This is a genomic window from Microbulbifer sp. VAAF005 (genome assembly GCF_030012985.1).
GTDB lineage: Bacteria > Pseudomonadota > Gammaproteobacteria > Pseudomonadales > Cellvibrionaceae > Microbulbifer.
Window position 1 is genome coordinate 693,857 of sequence record NZ_CP120233.1, and the last position, 21,681, is coordinate 715,537.

General features: G+C 46.3%; 21 protein-coding genes. 8 read left to right on the plus strand and 13 right to left on the minus strand.

The window, feature by feature from the left end; all coding sequences use genetic code 11:
- Positions 1–67: 67 nt before the first annotated feature.
- Together P0078_RS02990 and P0078_RS02995 are read right to left on the minus strand one after the other, a co-directional pair.
- Positions 68–895: a DUF2059 domain-containing protein gene (locus tag P0078_RS02990; RefSeq protein WP_282932993.1), complete on the minus strand. Its 828-nt coding sequence runs from the start codon at positions 893–895 to the stop codon at positions 68–70.
- A gap of 117 nt (positions 896–1,012) precedes the next feature.
- Complete coding sequence (locus tag P0078_RS02995; RefSeq protein WP_282932994.1) at positions 1,013–1,798, minus strand: penicillin-binding transpeptidase domain-containing protein; 786 nt, start codon at positions 1,796–1,798, stop codon at positions 1,013–1,015.
- Positions 1,799–2,089: 291 nt separating this feature from the next.
- Here P0078_RS02995 and biuH point away from each other — a divergent pair, with 291 nt between their 5' ends.
- Positions 2,090–2,920 (plus strand): biuret amidohydrolase, encoded by an 831-nt coding sequence (biuH, locus tag P0078_RS03000; protein WP_282932995.1) that lies wholly within the window; start codon positions 2,090–2,092, stop codon positions 2,918–2,920.
- Positions 2,921–2,966: 46 nt separating this feature from the next.
- Here biuH and P0078_RS24455 read toward each other — a convergent pair whose 3' ends face one another.
- The 4 genes from P0078_RS24455 to P0078_RS03015 form a co-directional block, all read right to left on the minus strand.
- Positions 2,967–3,467 carry a DUF4166 domain-containing protein gene (locus tag P0078_RS24455; protein WP_353057101.1) on the minus strand — a complete coding sequence of 167 codons (501 nt, stop codon included), beginning with the start codon at positions 3,465–3,467 and terminating at the stop codon, positions 2,967–2,969.
- Between the two features lie 141 nt (positions 3,468–3,608).
- A complete protein-coding gene (locus P0078_RS03005) occupies positions 3,609–4,913 on the minus strand; it encodes a S8/S53 family peptidase (protein WP_282932996.1) in 1,305 nt (434 codons plus the stop codon).
- Positions 4,914–5,170: 257 nt separating this feature from the next.
- Positions 5,171–6,379 (minus strand): ABC transporter permease, encoded by a 1,209-nt coding sequence (locus P0078_RS03010; protein ID WP_282932997.1) that lies wholly within the window; start codon positions 6,377–6,379, stop codon positions 5,171–5,173.
- A complete protein-coding gene (locus P0078_RS03015; RefSeq protein WP_282932998.1) occupies positions 6,369–7,106 on the minus strand; it encodes an ABC transporter ATP-binding protein in 738 nt (245 codons plus the stop codon). Before P0078_RS03015 ends, P0078_RS03010 begins: the two co-directional genes overlap by 11 nt.
- An 86-nt stretch (positions 7,107–7,192) precedes the next feature.
- Between P0078_RS03015 and P0078_RS03020 the strand changes: the two genes are divergently transcribed.
- A complete protein-coding gene (locus P0078_RS03020) occupies positions 7,193–7,816 on the plus strand; it encodes a DUF3299 domain-containing protein (protein WP_282932999.1) in 624 nt (207 codons plus the stop codon).
- Positions 7,817–7,867: 51 nt separating this feature from the next.
- Here P0078_RS03020 and P0078_RS03025 read toward each other — a convergent pair whose 3' ends face one another.
- Positions 7,868–10,093, minus strand: a complete 2,226-nt coding sequence (locus tag P0078_RS03025) for a S46 family peptidase (RefSeq protein WP_282933000.1) — start codon at positions 10,091–10,093, stop codon at positions 7,868–7,870.
- Between the two features lie 629 nt (positions 10,094–10,722).
- Between P0078_RS03025 and P0078_RS03030 the strand changes: the two genes are divergently transcribed.
- The 5 genes from P0078_RS03030 to P0078_RS03045 all read left to right on the plus strand — a co-directional run bounded on the left by P0078_RS03030 (position 10,723) and on the right by P0078_RS03045 (position 15,282).
- Positions 10,723–11,445, plus strand: a complete 723-nt coding sequence (locus P0078_RS03030) for a DUF1826 domain-containing protein (RefSeq protein ID WP_282933001.1) — start codon at positions 10,723–10,725, stop codon at positions 11,443–11,445.
- Positions 11,446–11,487: 42 nt separating this feature from the next.
- Positions 11,488–12,966 (plus strand): TonB-dependent receptor, encoded by a 1,479-nt coding sequence (locus tag P0078_RS24460; protein WP_353057039.1) that lies wholly within the window; start codon positions 11,488–11,490, stop codon positions 12,964–12,966.
- A 29-nt stretch (positions 12,967–12,995) separates the two neighbouring features.
- Positions 12,996–13,814, plus strand: a complete 819-nt coding sequence (locus tag P0078_RS24465) for a TonB-dependent receptor domain-containing protein (protein ID WP_353057040.1) — start codon at positions 12,996–12,998, stop codon at positions 13,812–13,814.
- 165 nt (positions 13,815–13,979) lie between these two features.
- Positions 13,980–14,195 (plus strand): hypothetical protein, encoded by a 216-nt coding sequence (locus tag P0078_RS03040; RefSeq protein WP_282933002.1) that lies wholly within the window; start codon positions 13,980–13,982, stop codon positions 14,193–14,195.
- Positions 14,196–15,102: 907 nt separating this feature from the next.
- Positions 15,103–15,282, plus strand: coding sequence for a hypothetical protein (locus P0078_RS03045; protein ID WP_282933003.1), 180 nt, complete (start codon positions 15,103–15,105; stop codon positions 15,280–15,282).
- A gap of 170 nt (positions 15,283–15,452) precedes the next feature.
- Here P0078_RS03045 and P0078_RS03050 read toward each other — a convergent pair whose 3' ends face one another.
- From P0078_RS03050 to P0078_RS03075, 6 genes are all read right to left on the minus strand, one after another.
- Positions 15,453–15,938: a DUF6702 family protein gene (locus P0078_RS03050; protein WP_282933004.1), complete on the minus strand. Its 486-nt coding sequence runs from the start codon at positions 15,936–15,938 to the stop codon at positions 15,453–15,455.
- Positions 15,939–16,045: 107 nt separating this feature from the next.
- Positions 16,046–18,409 (minus strand): M1 family metallopeptidase, encoded by a 2,364-nt coding sequence (locus P0078_RS03055; protein ID WP_282933005.1) that lies wholly within the window; start codon positions 18,407–18,409, stop codon positions 16,046–16,048.
- 121 nt (positions 18,410–18,530) lie between these two features.
- On the minus strand, positions 18,531–19,571 hold the full coding sequence (locus P0078_RS03060) for a CobW family GTP-binding protein (RefSeq protein WP_282933006.1): 1,041 nt from the start codon (positions 19,569–19,571) through the stop codon (positions 18,531–18,533).
- A complete protein-coding gene (locus tag P0078_RS03065; RefSeq protein WP_282933007.1) occupies positions 19,571–20,038 on the minus strand; it encodes a Fur family transcriptional regulator in 468 nt (155 codons plus the stop codon). The genes P0078_RS03060 and P0078_RS03065 overlap by 1 nt, the downstream gene beginning before the upstream one ends.
- Positions 20,039–20,041: 3 nt before the next feature.
- Positions 20,042–20,551 carry a ZrgA family zinc uptake protein gene (locus P0078_RS03070; RefSeq protein ID WP_282933008.1) on the minus strand — a complete coding sequence of 170 codons (510 nt, stop codon included), beginning with the start codon at positions 20,549–20,551 and terminating at the stop codon, positions 20,042–20,044.
- A gap of 9 nt (positions 20,552–20,560) precedes the next feature.
- Entirely contained in the window at positions 20,561–20,923 is a 363-nt protein-coding gene (locus P0078_RS03075) for a MerC family mercury resistance protein (RefSeq protein WP_282933009.1), read from the minus strand.
- 124 nt (positions 20,924–21,047) lie between these two features.
- On the opposite strand from P0078_RS03075, the gene P0078_RS03080 reads away from it, so the two are divergent.
- Positions 21,048–21,467 (plus strand): TraR/DksA family transcriptional regulator, encoded by a 420-nt coding sequence (locus tag P0078_RS03080; RefSeq protein WP_282933010.1) that lies wholly within the window; start codon positions 21,048–21,050, stop codon positions 21,465–21,467.
- Positions 21,468–21,681: the final 214 nt, after the last annotated feature.

Below are 21,681 nucleotides of genomic sequence, written 5' to 3' on the forward strand. Positions count from 1 at the left end.
AGCCTAGAACCCCCTAAATGCTCTAATTAAGAAATATAAAGATATTCAGGAGTTCTCTACCTTATAATCAGTTCGCTTCGCTCTTAAGTATAGAAATCGTATCACCGGACCAACGGCCGATTACTTGTGTTAGAGCTTTGTTAAGCCCTGCCATTGAAGAGGAGTTGAATTTTTTGGCTTCTGGTTGACTCAAGAACTCCTCATATTTCGCTAAGCTTGCATCGTCTAAGCCTTGATAAGTTTGCACGAAAGAGAGAGTAATAAATTGCTCAACATTTTGACGCATCTGGGGCTTCATTGCCTCCATTTGCGCCTTATAAGCATCCAGATTGATCTCTTGTCCGGGAGCCATCACTGCCATCACTGCGGAATAGACAGCAATACTCGTAGAGATCTGCATCTCCATCGCCATATCGGTAGCACCAACAAGCTGATCAATACGAGTTGCCATTTCAACGCGCTTTGTGTCAGCCATCAACTGCTGAGCATTAGCCATCAAATTCTGGAATGCCTCTTCAGAGCTTCCTTCCTCTTCAGCCTTGGTAATTTTCTTACCGATATCTGACTCATACCAAGCCAATAAGACCTCAACATCTTTATCGGTCAGAGAAGTACTCAGTGACGAGCGCACTTCACCCATAATGATGGACGGTAAAATCGTATTATCTGCACTTTCAAGAATCTTTTGCAGTTTATCCTGAGGAATTGGTACACCCTGCTGTATGCCTTCCGCAAATCCAGATTTTACTAGCTCAGGAAACCCCTCAGCTTGCTTAGTGAAACCCGATACAAGCAGAAGCTTATCCAAATTGGCAACTTTATCGCCAGCCAGGCATAATGAGCAAAAGGTGCTGATGAGTAGAGCAAATATAACTTTTACAGCTTGAGTTCCCATAGGAAGCTCCATATGAAAGTGAATTTGATCGCCATTATGCCGATTGACTCACAACAATCAATCAAAAAGCACTAACCATTGCAAAAACAAACGTACCACAGCTTCGCTATAAAGAGCCTAAATAACCCCCAACTCAGATAGTTTTTTTCTGGCAATTTCAATTCTTTTCTTTTGTACTTCCCGAAAACTGCTGCCATCTATGTTAATCGCAAAATAATGAATATTGTTATTGGACTCTACAATTCCAATATACCAGCCTAAAGCCTTATTCTTAGCTAATGGCCCTCCTCCTGTTTTTGCATATAACTTATAGGTATCAGTCTCCTCTACCAGCATCACTTCTTTAAATTTATCTATAGCTGACTGCGATACAGGTAATTGACCAGTAAATAAACGCTCCAGGAAGTCTACCTGCTCCAACGCTGATATTTTGATACTCTCATTGAGCCAGAAGGTATCAATACCAGACGAAGCATCCCGATTACCATAATTAAAACCTGCCAAATACCGATTCATTCTCTTAGCGCCAATCTCCGTTGCTAATTGCTGATAGATCGGAACCGCTGAATTTTGAAATGCTTCGCGAATTGTCAAAGGCCTTTCTGACCAGATTGCAGGCCACCACGCTTTAGCCGGGTATTTGTCATGATTATAGGTTAGCTCTTGTAACAGGTTCTCAACTAAACCCAAGTCAAGTGCAATAAGGGTATTGGGAACCTTAAAAGTAGAGAATGGTGTGAACTGCCTGGCTGCCCTCTCCCTATTGATTACCGTATATTCAGAAGTTCGACTATTCTTAAGCACGAAAGCACATAGCTTTCCGCATGAGATTTCATCTTCAGCTATCACCGAGCTACTGACACCAAAAACAAAAACTGCAATAAACCATTTAAAGCGCCTCAATCTAAATCTCCTTTATTTAAAGTATGTAGCTACCCAAAAGATATTAACATGCTCCATTACAATTTATGGAGTAATACATCTATTTAATGAAACTTCTTGAAGTAAAACCACACTGGAAAGGAGTCATTTAGTAAGTCTCGCAATAGACTTGATGTATGCTCAGGAAAATAAATGCCAAAAATATCGCCGCATATACAATGAGGAACGGCATTAGAGTAGTACATATAAATCCACAACTAAAACAGTTGATATCACATACACAATCCCAGTTACACTTCCATCAAACAGGAATTGCACGCCTGGAAAAGCCTTACCTCACAAGAAAGCTCAAAATCAACGCTATTATGCATTAGCAATAAGTTTGTCTTTCAAAAAATTGAGAACTTGATAATGAGTATTCCTGGAACCAACGACTCACAGGATAAAAATGGTCCCGTGAAAGCACACCCTTATGACTGGCCATTTAATGGTGATCTGCGCCCAGAAAATACCGCCCTTGTCATTATCGACATGCAAGTTGATTTTTGCGGCGAAGGCGGGTATGTAGACAAAATGGGGTATGATTTAGAGGCAATGCGCCGGCCAATACAACCCATTAGAACCATCTTAAATACTATGCGCGCGGAGAACTATTACATTATTTTCACTAGAGAGGGGCATCGCCCTGACCTCTCTGACCTCCCTCCCAATAAGCTTTGGCGGTCGCGCCAAATAGCTGCAGGAATCGGGGATCAGGGCCCTCTGGGAAGAATTCTCGTTCGAGGAGAACCCGGCTGGGAAATCATCTCAGAACTGGAACCACTTCCAGGCGAAGTAATTATAGATAAACCCGGCAAAGGATCATTCTTTGCAACTGACCTGGAACTTATATTAGAGCTGCGAAATATTCAAAACCTAATTCTTGTTGGTGTGACTACTGATGTCTGTGTTCATACCACAATGAGAGAGGCGAATGATCGAGGGTTTGAGTGCATCACACTAACAGACTGTACAGGTGCTACAGACATCGTTAATCATGGTGCAGCCCTGAAAATGATTACTATGCAAGGGGGCGTTTTTGGCGCATACACTGACAGTAAGAAGTTTTTGAAAGGTTTAACTGAAGCCTCTAAAAGCAGGTAAGGGGGAGCCCTGTGCAACTTGGGCTCTCATACAACAGTACTTCTACTCAACTTGCCGCCCTAACATGCAGCTCTCCAGCATATGACAAGATGAACCCCACTAAAAACATGTGCACACTGACACTGAATTGATACCGCCCTTCACTTTCTGTTTCATATGCCTTGACTTTGGGCCAAAGAAATTTGGGCAAAGCTATACCTAATAGCTTCGTTTTCGAAAACTGATATTCAAGTGCTCCGTTGACATTATGAGCGGTAAACTGCATTTCCAAAGGGCCTATCCTTTCCACCAGGTAATTTTTTTCTGAATAAAATGATGAACTCATCTTGAACCCATCGAAATCTCTCACCCAATCCATCCGATCGGAAAAGTGCCCACAATCAACAACTAACTGCGAACTTGAACTCGCCTTCGGAAATCGAAATATTGAACAAATAGTATTCGCAATAACTCCACCTCGCTTGACTACAACAGAACCCTCAAACCTCTTCACCCCAGTGTGTGCAAATTGCAACAGTGGAGATAATTCATTGAATGAGGACCCCATATGAGCAGAAAGTATGTTCAATATTCACTCCTATTCCTATTCACGTCCTTTACCCACAGTACCATCTATACAGGTAGCTGGCAGGCTGCAAATATTCAACCTGCCAGCGCACTCTCAGTCAACTCGATGACTAAATCAAGCTTATTTACTATTCGCTCTCAGAATAGTGCTCATAGCCCGGTGGGCGTCAACGAACCCAAGCCCGGTGTTGTGGTTACCTAACCAACTGCGGCGAGCATTATCTTTCAATGACTTGCTCACTAGTTGAGCAGCTTCTACCCTGCTAAGGCCATAGTAGTCTGCCATTTCAAGGAGCAATAGACTCACAGCCGCTAGTTGAGGAGCGGCAAAAGAGCTACCGGACTCAAAGTTTTGACTGGAAGCGGAATATACTGCATCGCCGGCAATAGCAAAGCTCTGCTTAATAGCCAAGGGGTTGTAACCCGGAACCGTCGCGGTAAGTGAGATCTCATTTGAGAATGGCTGGAGATTGATTGCAAAAAACAAATTTTCAGCACCGGCCTGCCCTTCATTCTGAGCAAGGAATGCCCTGATTAAATCCAGGTCATAGGTAAAGAAGCTGCCGAGTGGCGGTAGTTCCAAGCGCTCTCTCACATCGGAGTTGTTATGCTCAAGATCCGTACCTGTATTTCCCAGTGACTTGGTAAAAATCTTACTTTGTAAAATAGCGGAAAGATGCTCTGCAAACTCTGGGTCTAGTTGGTCATTGGTGATATGGAATGCACGGCTCATATTGATCACACTAATGTCATCTCGATACCGCATATAGGCCATTGCATCATTATAAGTTTTGCTCTCAGCACTAACGGGTACAATAGTTGCCTTAGGGGCAATATCCAAAATGATATCAATTACGGTGTTACCATGAAGGAAAGTAATGGGATCACCAAATGCAACTTCTGCTTCAATATTGGGATACTGTTCGCGCTGCTCTTGTAAGCGTGTCGGATCAAACAAATCAAAGACAGCAATTACCATACCCTCGCCATCAAAGCGCTTAGTCAAAATTTGCTGTTTCAGTTTATAACCGGGTACATGGGGAAGCAGTAACTCATTAATTGCCAATCTGAATAGATTCAGGTCGGCAATAGCGGCATCAAATTCCGGCCTGTATTGCTCCTGGTAATCTTCTGGCTGAAACGTGTACAGAAGTTCAGCTAATACAATAAATTCTGTGATTGTCTGGCCCCACTTGTGCATCAGTAATTCTTCAACCATATAGTGGGATTTTGCCATCCCCGAGTATTGATCGAATTCAGCTGCCATATACTCTTCAATAATTGGAGTTACCGGCTCTTCCCAAGGCCAGGGGGTTAATTCTTTCACAATCTCTAAGGAATCTCTGGCCTGCTCAATATCTGGGGTTGAAGCAAATATATTGAGGCTACCCAGCAACATTAAGATTGTTAGTATTATCCTATTCAAAACTATTTCCTTGTCATGAAAAATTATTAGATAGTGTTTGTAGGCTGCTACAAGCCACGGGATATAAATAGCCCCAGTGACAGGAAAAGCTCGCAGCCTGGAAATAGGATCACGAATGGTATGGAAAGGCAACAAAGCAAATATATATAGAAATTACAAAGCTAATATCGCCCATAAAATAAAAGATATTCGGTTACCTCTGACATCAAAATCTAGAGAAAGTCTTACTCTGAATTTGGCTCCGCCTCAGCTTCTAGTCAATGCAGAAGATCACTATCCCCCAAAGACTGGCGGCATGCACTTATAGCGGGAATAGCAGCCACAATTAATGTGCTTACCAGTACTAAAGCTAAAAGCACAATCGTATGTTCGCCTATAACAACGCCGTCCAAATAGATTCCAAATTTATCTGTCAGAATTGGCTCAACCAGCCAGCCTCCCATTATCAATCCAGAAACAGCAATTGTCGCACCTAAAAGTAAAACCAAAAATGCCTCAGTCTGGATCAATAGGAATAAAAACAAAGGGCCAGAACCTACAGTTCTCAGTAGTACTATCTCCAGTCTGCGCTCGCGCATCGTGGAAAGTAGTAAGATACATAAGCCAAGTAATGCAGCCAAAACCACCATAGCTGAGACAAAAAATAATACCTTTTCTATACCACCGGATATCTGCCAAAGCTCCGATAGTGCAATGCCCGGCAATATTGCCAGCAGCGGCTCCTTCGAATATTCGTTTATTTTTCTCTGTACCTGAAATGTAGCTATAGGGGAATTAAGCCCGAGTAAGAAGGCAGTAATGTTATTAGGCACCAGATCATCGTGCTCCGCATCAGCACCATGAACGGCTTCCAGTCCCGCCAAGCTTACATAGAGTGCTCGATCTACTGGTGTACCAGTAGGCTTGAGTATGCCACTAACGATAAAGGGGTTTTCACCATGCTCTGTGAAGCGCGTTCCAACCAAACCGTGCGCCAGTGTGAGAGTGTCATCAAGTTGGTAGTTGAGTTCCCGAGCGACCTCCGCCCCCAATATGACACTAAAAGTATCGATAAAATTCTGGCCGGTTGATAGCTCCAATGGCCTCTTATTCCCATACCGATAGTGATCGAGAAATCCCGTTGAGGTTCCCACCACCCTGTAACCTTGGTGCGAATCCCCCAAGGATAGGGGTATCGCCCAACCTACCTGGGGTAAGTGAGAAAGTTCCTGGTAGCTATCCCATGAAATATGATTACTGGCATTCCCAATATGGAATACGCTGTATAACAAGAGATTCAATTGTCCCGTAGGCGCCCCAACAATAAGGTCTACCCCTGACACAGTTCGACTAAAGCTGTTTTTAGTATGGCTTCGCAACTGCTCGATCCCCAACATTAGAATCAAACTGATTGCTACAGACAATACGGCCAGTGACACACTACCCTTACGCTGCATCAGGCTTTGCCAAGCAAGTTTAAAAAACATCGGCTAAAGCCTCTGGTGCAGTGTCCCACTCGGGCCTAAGTTTCCAGGCAATATTTATTTCGCGCATATCCATAACCAGAGGGAAGTGTCGTTCCAAAGAGCTATCGTGGCTGACAAAGATCAGAGTGCATTTCTTTTGCTGACATGCAGTCATCAACAACTGGACAAAAGCATCTCTCGCTTCAGGGTCCAAAGCAGATGTAGGCTCATCAACCAGCAATAACTGCGGTTCATTGATCAATGCCCGCACGATTGCCACCCTCTGTTGCTGTCCGACACTCAAGCTGGCCACTTTCTTGGGTAAAATTTCCTCTCCTAAACAGAGCCCCGTTAGCAGCTCATTAACCCTGCCGCGAAAATCGCCACGGAAACCAGAAAAGTGGGTAGCGACACGAATATTGTCCTCCACACTCAAATAGGGAATTAGGTTAAAGCGCTGAAATACAACGCCAATATGTCTCGCCCTGAAGCGATCCCGCTTGCGCTCGCTCAGTTCATCCAACGATTGGCCTAGAACCTTTTGGCTCCCCGATTTTGTAACCAGAATGCCTGCCAGGAGGTTCAGCAGCGTTGACTTGCCACTACCGGATCGGCCGCGTAAAAACACCTGCTCCCCCACTGGTAGCGACCAATAGGGGACTTCTAAAACTGCCGGGCCTTTACGATAGGCGAAGCGCAACTGCTCCACCTCAATAGCAAGTTGAGGTCTTGTAGTGAAGGCATTCATCTTTTACCTCATTTACAGCATGGATTTTTGCAAACAGATATATAATGATATATCACATCATTTTGTATAGTAAATAAATCCGAGCCATGAACAGAACTCCCCTTTCGGCAGCCTGCACCCTGACCACCGCACTACTCACTGCTGCCTGTGACAGTCGAATTGAAACTCGTCCAATTTCGCCCCCAGTTGCAGAACATACTCAAGTCAAACAAGTAAGTATCAATTATCGCGAAGTCAGCTGGGAAGAGTTAATCCCGAAAGATGATCTGGATGCGTTACTCAACCCACCAGAATACATAGATGATATTGTTGAAGGCTCCACTGCCGACTCAATGCCTAACACATCAGCTATTGCCTCTACGAGCGAAAATGAAAGCCGTTACCAAGCCGCTTTGACTTCCACTCGAATAAAACCAGAGTTCGACAACCAACAGATACGTATTGCTGGGTTTATAGTTCCAATTGAATTCAATGACGAATTAACAATTTCCAATTTCCTTTTTGTTCCCTACTTCGGAGCCTGTATCCACCTGCCGCCCCCACCTCCAAATCAGGTTATCCATGGCAGTTTTTCTGAGGGAGTTCAAGTTGACGCTGTGTACGAACCTTTCTCTATAGAAGGGAAACTGAGAACATTGAAGATAGAAAGCGAGTTCGGAACTGCGGCTTACAGTATGGAAGTGGATAACATACAACCTTACACAGAATAATGTCCCCGGCGAGCGCTGCTCACCCGAGGACACTACTTCATCGATTGCCGGCTACTGGCCCATCTCCCGAACCAAGTATCCGGCCCCGTCAATATTCTCCATTACCCAGAGAATATAAGCGATATCGACATGAATCGCCCGGGTACTATCGGTGAAGTCCCAATCAGCATTGATGCTATCGTATGTTCCGTCAAATACGACTCCCACCAGCTCGCCACGACCATTCATTGTCGGAGATCCTGAGTTACCGCCCGTAATATCTACGGTACTTAGAAAATTAACCGGTACTGAATCCAGCTGCTTTTCATAGTAACGGCCATAGTTCTTCTTATCGATCGCTTCCATCAAAGCCTTGGGAGCATCAAAGGGGTCCTCGCCGGTATACTTTGCCTTAATACCACGCAATGTTGTAAAAGGTACAAAGCCTTGTTTACCGTCATTACCATCTGCTGCCTCTTTAATTGTTCCAGCTGGTGGCTCATAGCCTTTAACCAGGCCATAAGTCACGCGAAGAGAGCTATTTGCATCCGGGTAGACCGGCTTACCTAGGGAGTGGTAATAATCTATCAGCATCTCCATATACTGTGGGCGCAATTGGGCGAAGCGCCCTTTCATGGACTCCTCATGCTCTTCACGCGTAAGCATATCATCGTACATGGCCACTGCCAGCTGGATAAACGGATCCTTGCTCTCTTTGAAGTCTTCGGGCTTTTTACCGATCCACGCTTCACGTACCTCGACATTGGAAAGCTCTGTTTCCTTATACATTTTGTCGAGAGTTGCCTCTAAGTCAGTATTGCCTTTGCCGATATTCAAGTAACGATCAAAGCTGGCTATACGCTGCTCCTTAGGGAGCGCCTGGTAACGGTCCAGGAAGTAAAGCCAGATCTGCTTGTCGACTGATGGGTGATAGCTGCGCTCTATACGACGCATGCCCTCTTTGAATCGGGTTAGATCCCGTTCCTGATAACCCGGCTTGCGATCAGCATCGGGTTTTTCGTTCTCTTTAGCCAATCGATACAGTTTGCTTGCGGCACCCAGCATGGCTGAACGATCCATATAATCGATGGCCAGGTCCTGTTCACGAGTTGATTCTTTTTCTACAACCAGCGCCTCAAGGTCATCAATAGTAGACTGGTATTTTTTCTGGCGGGCTTTGTCTGAATCCACCCAGGCCTGCAAATCTTTTTCCAGCTTTTCTTTACGCTGCAATAGATCGCTACGCTGGTATCCCTCCATCATGCCGGTAAAGTTTTTAGAGTAATTATTCAAGCCTGCCACGAGACTGGCATACTTTAACTCTGCATCTTTATTGTCGGCGGTAGCCGCACCAATCGTTTCTGACCACTCACCCAATACCCGCTGCATGTTTGGGTAATACCAGTTGAAGTTGCTTTCCACTTCCTGGGCAGTGCGATAACGGTTTGTACGCCCCGGATAACCGGCAACCATCACGAAATCACCTTCTTTAGGCCCTTTTGCCGCTACAGGCAAATAGTGCTTGGGCTCGTAAGGGACATTATCTTTGGAATAATCAGCCGGTTTACCATCTTTGCCAACATAGGCGCGGTAGAAAGCGTAATCGCCAGTATGGCGAGGCCACATCCAGTTATCGATATCGCCGCCGAATTTGCCAATCGAAGACGCCGGCGCATGAACCAAGCGCACATCGCGGATTTCCAGCTGCTTGACCAGGTAGTAGTTCAAACCGCCGTAGTAGCTATAGACCTCACAACGATGGCCCGGATCTTTTTCACACTCGGAAACCAGCGACTTCTCCGCTTCTTCGATTGCGGCAAAACGTGCAGCACCATCCATCTCATCTGTCAGGCGTTCGTTAACCTTGTCCGTTACTTCGTTCATTGCAACGGTGACGTAGACGCGGGAGCCCGGTGCAGCAGGCAGCTCTTCAGACAAATCTCCGGCCAGGAAACCTTCAGCCAGTAAATCCTTGGATTCAGTTGAATTGTATGAAATTGAACCGTAGGCGCAGTGGTGGTTGGTAATCACCAATCCCGTGGGGGAGACAAAGGAAGCGGAACATCCCCCCAGGCTGATCACCGCGTTCATTGGAAATTCGGTAAGCTTGGTCATGCTGGCTGGGTCCAGCTCCAGACCATGAGTGCGAAGCTCTTTGGACAGCTCAGGCAACTGGTGAGGTTGCCACATGCCTTCAGTCGAAACACTCTCTTTCTCTGCGGCGAGGCTGGCGCAACTCGCTCCAGCAAATAATGCAGCAGTTGCAACCCCGTAAACAATAGAATTATTTATTTTCATATTTACTCAGCAATATTTAAAAAATAACAGGTTAATTTTGGGTACTTCCCAACGCTAACCCTGTCTTTTCCGGTACACCGAAAATTCACTCATAAACACGGCAGGCTGACAGAGTAACACACCCTCCCCAGCTGCAGGCCGGCACGAAGCTGCACCCCTAGCTAAATCCTGCCAGTCATTGCCATTATTTCCCAGGCTCCTCCACTCAAGTGGGATAAACCATAAATACACAATTGATATACCGTATCATTTTGATTCAATCAAATCTGAGCAAAATGTGAATTACGACGACAGCAAGAAAGAAATCTGCGATAAACAGTTTTGCTGCTAAAAAGAACATCGCCGAATAATCTACTTGCGCCAGGCAGTGGTCAATACGCCTCACCGAGGTTCCCTCCAGCTGTCAGAACTCCTGATGAATTCGGTCTTCAAGCTTGATTCACCCCAATGTTGGAGGTTGCCAAGGCCGACCATTCTCAATATGATATATTATATCATAACCTGTATTAAGGAGTGGGTAGTCGAGTGAGGAATTTAGGTATTGCAGCGCCCGCCACAGCAGAGAGCAAAGCAATTAAAGCCCCTGAAAATAGTGTTTATTAGCCGAAGTTACTTAATTGGAGATTAGCTTGAGCCTGACCGACTTTACAGAAAGAAGCCATGAGACACTTATCACACAAACTCCAAGTGCTGAACTGGCTCCGAAAGAGGAAGGACTGTCAGAGGCAGACGTGCCAAATATCCGTCGGGCCGTATCTGCAGATATTGGAGAAGTTTTAACAGATATTTTCCAAGCTGATATCAATATGGCCATCTGGCAACGGGAACTGCCCAGTAGCATAGCCAGTGATTGCCGCACCCTCTTAAATAGTGGTGTACACCCCAACCGCCGGATTCTGCTTCCCACCACCAAGATTGACCGTCTCGCTGAAGTATTACCGGAGCTTAAGCCCTACCCGCACCTATGTGCTGATATCCAGCTACTGGCAGATATGTTCAGTTACCTATTTGAGCTAAGTGGAGTCGGTATTCGTTTAACAACCCTGAACAGTGCAATGTGCCCCAAGTTTCATGTAGATCGGGTGCCCTGCCGATTGATTACGACATATTTAGGTACAGGTACAGAGTGGCTGACTCCAGACTCTATTGACCCAAATACGCTCGACTTAAAGGCTAACCAGGAATTCCCTCCAACTTCCATCAATCACCTGGCATGCGGCTCGGTTGCCCTTCTCAAAGGCGAACTCTGGGAGGGCAATGAAGGATTCGGCCTAATCCATCGCTCACCCAGTGTCGATCCCGGCCAACTGCGACTACTGCTCACTTTCGATTTCGGGTCCGCCGACGAGTAACTAGCGTGCACTTGGATGTAAAAATCTTATAAGGAATAACTCATGAAACTTACTGCGAACCTTTTCGCACTGATGACCCTATCTAACCTGGCCCATGGGATTTCCGGCCAGGTATTAGATTCTTCTGGAGAGCCCATCTATGGCGCTAGTATTGAAGTCGCGGGAAGTAGACAGCAGGCACAAACAGATGCGCAGGGCCGATTTTCACTTGAGGTGAATACTTCACAGCTCCGCGAGATCCATATCAATGCCCCGGGGCACAGCCATAAGACAGTAATTTTACAAGCTGGTCAGGATGAGCCCCTGAAGGTTACCTTGCAACACACTGTTATCGAACAAATTGACGTAACAGCCACACCATTACATGCTTCCACCATTGAATCAGCACAACCAGTAACAGTGGTAGCCGGCGAAGAGCTGCGTCGAAAACAAGCCTCCACTTTGGGAGAAACCCTCAAGAATGAAGTGGGGGTTCATTCCAGCTACTTTGGACCAGTAGCCAGCAGTCCTATTATCCGGGGACTCAACGGCCCCCGTGTTCTGATTACCCAAAATGGGCTCGATAGCGCTGATGCCTCCCGAGTTGGCCCAGACCATGTCGTCGCCACTGAGACTATTACTGCAGAGCAGATAGAAATCCTGCGGGGACCTGCCACTCTATTTTATGGTTCAGGAGCCATCGGTGGCGTAGTCAATGTGGTAGATGAGCGGATCCCTACCTCTAGTGAAAACAGGACCGCTTACTCGCTGGGAAGCAATACCGTGGCAGATGAGCGCGAAGCCTCGCTGGCTCATACCGGCGGCAATGATCAGCTGGCGTATCACGTGGACAGCTTCTGGCGCAAAGGTGACGACTATGAAATTCCCACCTCAAGCGACTATGGCGAAGAATCCAGTGGGGTATTAGAGAACAGTGACTCAAAAAGCAAAGGGTTCAACATCGGTGGCAACTGGTTTTTAGATAATGGTTCAATCGGCCTTGCCTATGGACGCCTGGAGCGAATTAACGGTATTCCCGGGCACAGCCATTCGCACGCTGAAGAACATGAGGAACACGAGGAAGATGGGTCAGAGCATCATGACGAGCATGAAGAAGAGTTAGAAGTAGTCTCTGACTTGAAACAGGACCGCTGGCAATTGGCTAGCGAACTGTCACTGGATAACCCATGGTTGAGCAGCCTGGATGCCAGAATTGGCTACACAGACTACGAACATTCTGAGATCGAAAACAACGCTGTCGGTACGACATTCAGTAATCAAACACTGCAAGCACGGGTCAACCTGCTGCTGCAAGAGATGGCTGGCTGGCGTGGTGCAATAACCCTGGAAAGCAAAACCACTGATTTTGAAGCAATAGGCGAAGAGGCGTTCACTCCGCCGAGCACAACGGAAAGCTCAGCGATTGGGCTAATACAGGAAAAGCACACGGGAGAGTTCCTATGGCAGTTAGGAGCCCGAATCGAAAGAGTCACTATCGAAGCCGCCGATGATGACTGGGAGGGGGAAATCTCGATAAGTTAGCTTTCACACCCTATAGCTTTTCTGCCGGCTTGGTCTGGGACATTGCCGCTAATTACAATGCCGGCATCTCTTTTACCCACGCCCAACGAGCACCCAGTGCCGCTGAACTTTTTTCTTATGGTCCCCATATTGGCACCAGCACCTTCGAAGTCGGCGCACTATTTAGACTGGATGACACAGAAGAGCCCTATTTTTACTACGAGAACAATGTTGAGGAAGAGGTTTCCAACAACATTGACCTCAGTTTTCGCCGGCATTCCGGAAATATCGGCTGGGTGCTGAATCTATTCTACAACCAGGTTGATAATTTCTACTACGAGCGAAATACGGGCTACACCAGCGAAGATATTGAAGAACACGATCACGATGAGGAAGAAGAGAGTCACGATCATGGCGAATTACCCGTTTATGTCTTCGATCAAGCTGATTCGACACTCTACGGGCTAGAAGCTGAATTTGCCTGGCAAATATCCAAGCCACTCACATTAACACTGTGGGGAGACACTGTTCGTGGAAAGTTAGATGACGGAGGTAACCTGCCTCGCACTCCACCTGCACGATTGGGCGGTATGTTAAGTTATAGCTCCAATGGATGGGATGCAGGAATTGAGATTACGCACGCGTTTGAGCAAAACAAAGTATCAGAACTGGAAACCAGCACCGCTGCTTACACACTTTTGAATACTGAGCTTGCATACACTTTTCAAGGAAGCCAACACGACCTCACCGTTTATCTGAAGGCTAACAATCTAACTGACGAGTTAGCTTACGTGCATTCATCCTTCCTAAAGGAACTTGCTCCACTGCCGGGGCGGAACTTTAGTGTTGGATTGCAAGGCATGTTTTAGTCAGGGAAAGGCTTTAGTCAATCAATGAAACCACCAGCAGTAATCATTGCCGGTGGTTTTTCCATTTTATAAATTGCCCTCAATAAGAACTTAGAAAAATCCCTGCGTTTTCACAAGAACTTCCCTTAGGGCCCGTAGGCACCAAGAAAATAATTAGGAGTTATTATGACCCAGCCAGTAGTACCAGAGAATTTCAACGCTTGGCTACATTGCATTACGGTAGAGTGCGGCATCGAACTAACACCAGAATTTGTTGATGAGCGCATCAATGCACTGCAGGACAACAAGAACTACCACACCCGTAATTTTATTCTCTTATACGGGCAAGAATACCACCAGAAAGTACTCAGCTGGTTTAAACAAGTATGTGAAGGAATATAACCCCGGAGACAACCAAAAACCACCAAAACCAAAGGACACAATAGCCTCGACTGGAATTATGTGACTCCAGATTAATAGTTTTATAAGGAAACCCAAACACCCTACCCATCGATGCGGATAATTTAAGAAAGATTTACATCTAGCTATTACTCCAACCTAAAACAACCATAGCGACCTCAACTCAACTGCCTTTACAAGCAACAAGAAGCCGTTAATAACATCCAGAAATTGATACCAGAGATCACAGTTACTCAAACTAAAGATCTGAAACGGAAATTACGAAAATGAAACCCCTGATACCAAGTAGGGTTTTACGACTTGCCGCCCACAAAGCGCGGCCATTTAATCAAAAAATATAAAATAAAGAGTCGCATCTAGAGATTGCCATTAGCCTACTAAAACACAGCATTACAAATAGCACTTTTTCTAACAGTTAGGTCCGCCATTCATTTATCATGGCTTCAATGCGATTCATTTGGTGCATTAACATTTAGAAAACAACTTCTAAGCATAAAAATAAGGAACAAAAATGCCACTAATAACCTTAATCCCTGAGGGGCAAACACCAGGTAGAAGAACGCGTCTGTTAGCTGAGGCGATGGGAAATGCGAAACCCGCTTTCATGAACGGCACTCTGACAGGACCAGAGCTTTCCCTTTATACAAAACTAAGTAGTTTGCAATGCTGGGACGCTGCGCTCTACTGTGCCTGGAGTGCCAAAGGTGTAAACTGCCCTAGTGTAACCATGGACAACAAAAACTATAATGTTACTGGTAACAATAACTACAAGAGAATTTTTGGAGCCACCCCCTGAACCCGATCAGTTAATACTCTGCACGATTTAATGACCTTGCCGGAGCTCTGCTTCGTTGGTTTTCTATCAAATTTAGGAGTTATGAGACATGTAATGATTCATACCTCAAATGGTCATGGAGCAGGCAATAAAAGTGACTGTGTTTTTACTGATGGAAATACAGGCGGTTGGGAGCTATTAGATATGGCTCATTTTTTTGGTAAAGATAGTAATCATAACGGCAATTCCCATACAACCATGATATATATGCCGGTAACGGGGCAAGTAATTTAACTTTTCTCAAGAGTGGACGTATAGCCTATTGAGCTATTCTGCTTTTGACTGCATCAGTTCAGATTTGATCTGACAGTTACCGGTTTTCAAAAGGTCTTCTGTCAGGTCAACCCTGAACTACAGTTATTCAATCAACTACAGAATTAGATACTATCTGACAAGTTTCCAGCTCATAAAGTGAACCCTACCTTACTCTCACCGGGCTTTAAGGTGTAGCTTTGAGTTCTCCTGCCATTATTGACATTCAAAGTGTTCACCTGGTCCCGCTCTATTTCCATCAGCGTTGATTGCTTAACGTTCAATTTTTTACTGGAAATATCTACCAACGGCACTTCCTGATATATCCAGATATCATGAACATCAGCTTCCATACCTACCCAATTAAGCTTCACCACTTCACCATTTTCCTGGCTAATTTGGAATCTTGAATTGACATAGTTCTCCATCTGTTTCTGCGCTTCATTCAACTCCTTACTGGCGCTTATTGATAGGGCCTTTTCAATATCAGCAACAAAAAAACGATGGGAAATCTCTAGTGTTTGAGTTCGCTCATTTACGGAGATATCGGTCAAACCAAAATGATAGCGATGTGCGCTAGCCTGGAGTGCGAATACAGAGGTCGTGACTATCAATAAAAAGGAAAGTAAAACTTTCATCAATTACTACCACTACACAATAAATATTCTAGAGGGATACTTTAGTTAAACGCTCGAAGTGCAGCTCTCCAAGTCAATTGTCTGAGAGCTACACCGCTGTCTATGGTTTAATCTTTCTCTTCAAGCTCCTCATCCCAATCCTTCATCAAGTTACGCTGTTTTTCATCCTTAAATAGTTCCAGGCGTGACTTGATAATTCGACGTGGATAGAAATTGTTCTCCACATTGACGTCCGCTGTTTCCCAATGGGGATCGAGTACTACAGACTTAAGCACCTTGCTTTTATCCCTCACCAGCATTTTGGAGGTCTTCTTGGCATTGCGAGTCCAGATTTCAGCGGGGATACGCAAATCCTCAACACTCCCATCTTCATATTCCAGCCGCAGGAACAGTGGCATCACCAAGCCACCAATATTGCTAAAGTCCAGCACGTAGACATTACTCTCAACCTTGAGCATGTCTTTTTCCCAGTCCTCTAGATTTTCTAGTTTACTTTGGTAGCTATTGCGATCCGCATTAGAAACGTCAAACTCATCGTGAGTATTATAGAAGTCTTCCAACTCCGGCTTAGCATCGACGATTCGAGTCAACTTTTTCGCGCGATTTTCAATAACAGTGATAGTCTCGGGTTCCCGTTTATGCTGGGCGCGCTTCCAAGGCCCTTCCACTTCAGGATTTTGTGTACCAACGGTGTAATGATGTACGGCATCAAGGCTGATATCGACATTATCAGTGGTGTAGAACCATCCGCGCCAGAACCAATCCAGGTCCATACCTGATGCATCTTCCATAGTGCGGAAAAAATCTGCTGGCATTGGGCGCTTGAACTTCCAGCGCTGAGCGTATTCGCGGAAAGCGAAGTCAAACAACTCACGCCCCATAATGGATTCACGCAGGATATTCAGTGCAGCCGCCGGCTTGCCGTAGGCGTTGTTGCCAAGCTGAAGTACGGATTCCGAATTCGTCATAATCGGAACCTGGTTCTCACTCTTCATATATTCGACAATTTTTCGTGCATCGCCACGGCGGGATGGATACTTCTCTTCCCATTCCTGCTCAGCCAGGAACTGTACGAAAGTGTTCAGCCCCTCATCCATCCAGGTCCACTGGCGCTCATCAGAATTGATGATCATAGGATAGTAGTTATGCCCTACTTCATGAATGATCACCGAGATAAGCCCATACTTGGTGCGACGGGAATAAGTGCGCTTGCTGCGGTCCTCCTCATCTATTTCCGGTCGCGGACCATTAAAGGTGATCATGGGGTATTCCATTCCCCCCACAGGGCCGTTAACTGAAATAGATACAGGGTAGGGATAGTCAAAACTGTAGCGGTTATAGACATCTATTGTATGAATAATGGACTCTGTCGAGTACTTATCCCATAGCGGAGTCCCCTCTTCCGGGTAAAAGGACATAGCCATCGTATCGGTTCCACCCTTCTTGTAACCCTGTGCGTCCCACAGGAATTTACGTGACGAAGCCCAAGAAAAGTCACGTACATTCTCAGCTTCAAATACCCAGGTTTTACGCTTATTTGAACGACTCTTTTCGTTCTCCAGCGCTTCATCCTTAGTGACAATCATCACAGGCTTACTCGCTACTCGAGCCTTTCTCAAACGCTCGCGCTGCTTGGAAGTCAATACATCCTTGGGATTTTGAAGAACACCGGTTGCAGCAACGATATGATCTGCTGGCACTTCAATAGCAACGCGATAATCCCCAAACTCCAGCGCAAATTCGCCGCGTCCCAGGAACTGCTTGTTTTGCCACCCGCTAACATCGTTATATGCAGCCATACGAGGGAACCATTGGGCTATCTCGTATAAATAGTTATCGTCGCGCTCAAAATATTCATAACCGGAACGCCCACCCAGCGCTTTCTGCTCAATAACCTTGTAAGCCCAGCCAATCTGGAAACTCACTCTGGAACCTGAGGCCAGAGGCTGGGGCAAGTCAATTCGCATGCCGGTATCGACAATAGTATGGCGAAGCTCCCTACCCCGAGTGTCAGCCACTTTAGTAATCTGGTATCCGCCTGGGAATTCACCGGATACTACTGCACGACGAAAACTCTTAAATGGAATGGTGTCCGGTTCAATAGCTTCCATATCAACCGGCGTCGCCAAATTACCAGAGGAATTTGGCTTGAAGCGATTTTGATCCAGTTGCACCCACAAGTAACGCAGGATGTCCGGCGAATTATTGGTGTAAGTGATGGTCTCTGAAGCAGTGATCAGTTGCTTATCATCATCCAATGAAACCTTGATATCGTAGTCCGCCTGCTGCTGCCAATAGGCATGACCAGGGGCTCCCGAAGCTGTGCGATAGCTATTCGGTGTCGGCAGTAGTTCCTCCAGCTGGCGGAACTTATCACCGGTTACATTTAGGGGATCTGCGGCAAAGCTGCCCGAGGTTCCGGACATAGCAAGCCATGCCACAGTTAAGCGGCCGAGTAATTTTATATTCATTGGTTTACTTCAGAGATTTACGTCAGATTAAAACTTTACGGAATACGGCCGCGAAAAAATGACCGAATTTATGCAAAAATTTCTAATAAGCCAGGCCAGATTTGAATACCTGGCCATATAGCTATTTGGATTCGTAAAACACTTTTGTTTCGGTACCCTGGTTATCCGCCAGGGCAGCGATCCAGGAGCTCTCCATTGCATCCCAATCCAAACGCGCTTGGTTAATCGCCTCTACCCGGCTTTCCAATGTGTCATCCAGCTCTAAAACTGTAAGCACTTTGTCAGCCTTATTAAATCCAAATACACCTTGCTCGGTAATAAATACCCCCTTGATTCTCTCAGCGTCAGTGCCACTGAATAGTGAAAAGAGCGCATCATAATCAAATATAAATTCGGGGCTAAAACGCCAGCCACAGCTGTAGTAACCCTCTCCGCTATTCTCTGAGCGGAGATAGCCACACTCCGGCAATAGCTCAATCTCATCCGCCGCCTGAGTTACTGGGTGGTGGTGGTCACTCCCCGACGAGACCTGAAAACTGCAGGGCAGTTGGAGCCAATCCAATTCGATACGCCCCTGCTCCACCACTTGCAGCGGTTTTTCAGCGCCCTCACCTAAGAACGAGAGAAATCGCTGAAGGTTTTGCAAGTCTTCGGGGCCGTAGAGATCAGACTTATTAGCCACTACCAGATCAGCAACTTCTAATTGCTGCCGAAAAGTCTCACTGCGTAAGTAGCGGTCGTCTTCAATACAGCGAGCATCGACCAAAGTTAGCGTACCGCGAAGGTCCAACACACCGCCGCGCACTGCATCAGACAAAGCCGCCAGCACCTCTCTAGGGTGCCCCAGGCCCGTCGGCTCAATTATTAATCGATGGGGCCTGGCCTTAGCCAGTAACTGGTTTAAAGCGACCTGCATCGGCAAACCAGCAGCACAGCACATACAACCGCCAGGTACCTCTCGAATATAAATATTGCCTTCCTGTTCTGGTTCAAAAAGTGCGCCATCAACACCCACTTCTCCAAACTCATTGACCAGAACAGCCCAGCGCTCATCAGCGGGCTTACTTTCCAGGAGATGCCGGATAGCCGTTGTCTTGCCGACGCCCAAAAAACCAGTGATAACGTTGGCAGGTACCCCGCGTATTAACTGACTAGCTGCCACTAAGCTGCATCCCGGCTGCACTCATCACAAACACAATCCAGCTCCAATTGGGATGTCTGGAGATGATATCCAGCACTTTCAACCGTATCCCGCAATGCATCAATGACTTCGGGCCTAATGCCAATTTCCCGCACTTTGCTGCAGCGATTGCAGATTAAAAACTGTGGAGTCTGGTGGCTGTGGTCACAGGCAATATGAGCACAGGCCAGGTACTTGTTTTCTGAATTGAGTTTGTGAACCAGGTTCTCTGCTGCCAGAAAGTCCAGCATTCGATAGACTGACATGGCGGGAATTGAGTCGCCAAAGTCACCATTGTAATGCTCCGCTATTTCATAGGCAGAGAGCGGAGTTTTTGACCGCAACAACACGGTAAGAACGTTCTTACGCTTTTCAGTCAGGCGGGCACCTGAACTGCGACAGGTTTGTTCCGCCACACTCAGGGTCTGTTTGATTTGGGATGCTTTCATAGCCTATTTCATTTGCAATTTGTTGTCTTTACCAGTGAGCAGTTCAGCCCCCTGACGACCGGAGCTGATCCATTGCACTGCAATCCCATGAATACCGGGAAACCTCTCAAACAGGGTAACAATGACACTGTTGAACTCTGCCAGATTATCACACTTGAATTGGTAACTAGCACGGAAACCACTGTGCACTGAGTTGTCACTGGTAACTTCTGCGCTATATGGCGCCTTAACTTCCACACTTAAGGGATGGCACTGAGCACCGACAAACTCCAAAAAATGGTCTGGCTTGGATAGATTAAAAGCAACCTGTTCTAACAGCCGCTCTTGAGCATCGTTACGTGGCGCATGCTCAAATCCCACCAGGTCGACTGTGGGCGACTCCAGCTCGACACTGATTCTGTCTGCTTCGGCCACCAGGTACATCATCGCCTTACCGTGAACATGGCTTCCCACCTCTGCAGCCACCGGGCCAGCCCAAAAAAACACAACGAACAATGCTCCTGCAAGCCTCATGATCTTCACCTATTCGACAAGAGCGTCCCGATAAATCAAGCGCTGATTTACCCAATGGGCAACAATCAATAAGCCTGCACCAAGAACACTGGCAACTAGCTCCCATACCCCCTCGATATATAGCGCACCAACCAATAGCAATGCCCCGGAGAAACCAACAATCATTACCGCGTAGCGCTGATGGCGTCGGCAAGAGGCTGGGAAGCTGGCCAAGGCCAGAATTACCACGGGTACAAGCAACAGCAAATGGAGAAACTGGTCCTCTTGTAAAGCACCCAATATCCCCAAACCTCCCAATACCGGTAACAAAGGAGTCAAAAGACAGTGCAGCAAGCAAAGCCCAGAAGCCAAAATTCCTAAAGTATCTCTCACAACAATCCTTTTAATCTACGAGAACCCAAGACAACCACATACACTTCAGCCAATATGATGATATGTTATATCATAAATTTAATATTTCAAGTCAACGTGAGCTATGGAACAGGGGATTCATGGAATGCCAAAAATCAGTGAGCAAGAACTGCTGGGGATGCCCGCCTCAGACTATATGAACGAAAAACAACTATTCTTCTTCCAGCATCGTCTAATGGAATTGAAAAGCGACCTAATGGCAGAGGTTGAACAGGGACAGCAGGCTATTGCAACCACGAACCTTGCCTTAGCTGATGACCTGGACCGAGCGGCCGCAGAGCAGGAGAACCAGCAACACCTACGCTTTACAGGCCGCAAGCATCTACTTCTGCGCAAGATCCAGCGGGCATTAGAGAAGATTAAAGATGGCACTTACGGGTACTGTGAGATAAGTGGGGATCCGATCGGTTTGCAGCGACTGCTATTAAGGCCCACTGCAGAACTCTCTTTTGAAGAAAAAAGTCGCCAGGAAATGCTGGAACGCGACTACAGCAAGCAAAGGTAAGCACCATACTCGGCCTCACGCTTTGCTGTGACTAGATATAACACCGTAGCACCTTGAGGAATGGAGGTTTTCATGCTGCCTTAGAGGATAGCCGACAGCCCTCTCAACCAAAGAAGGGGTTTAGTGGTCACTTTAGTTATTCGGCAAAACCCTAGACTCCCAACATAAGTGGCACACGCTAGCCTAGAAGAAGTACAAGCCGGCTCAAGTAATT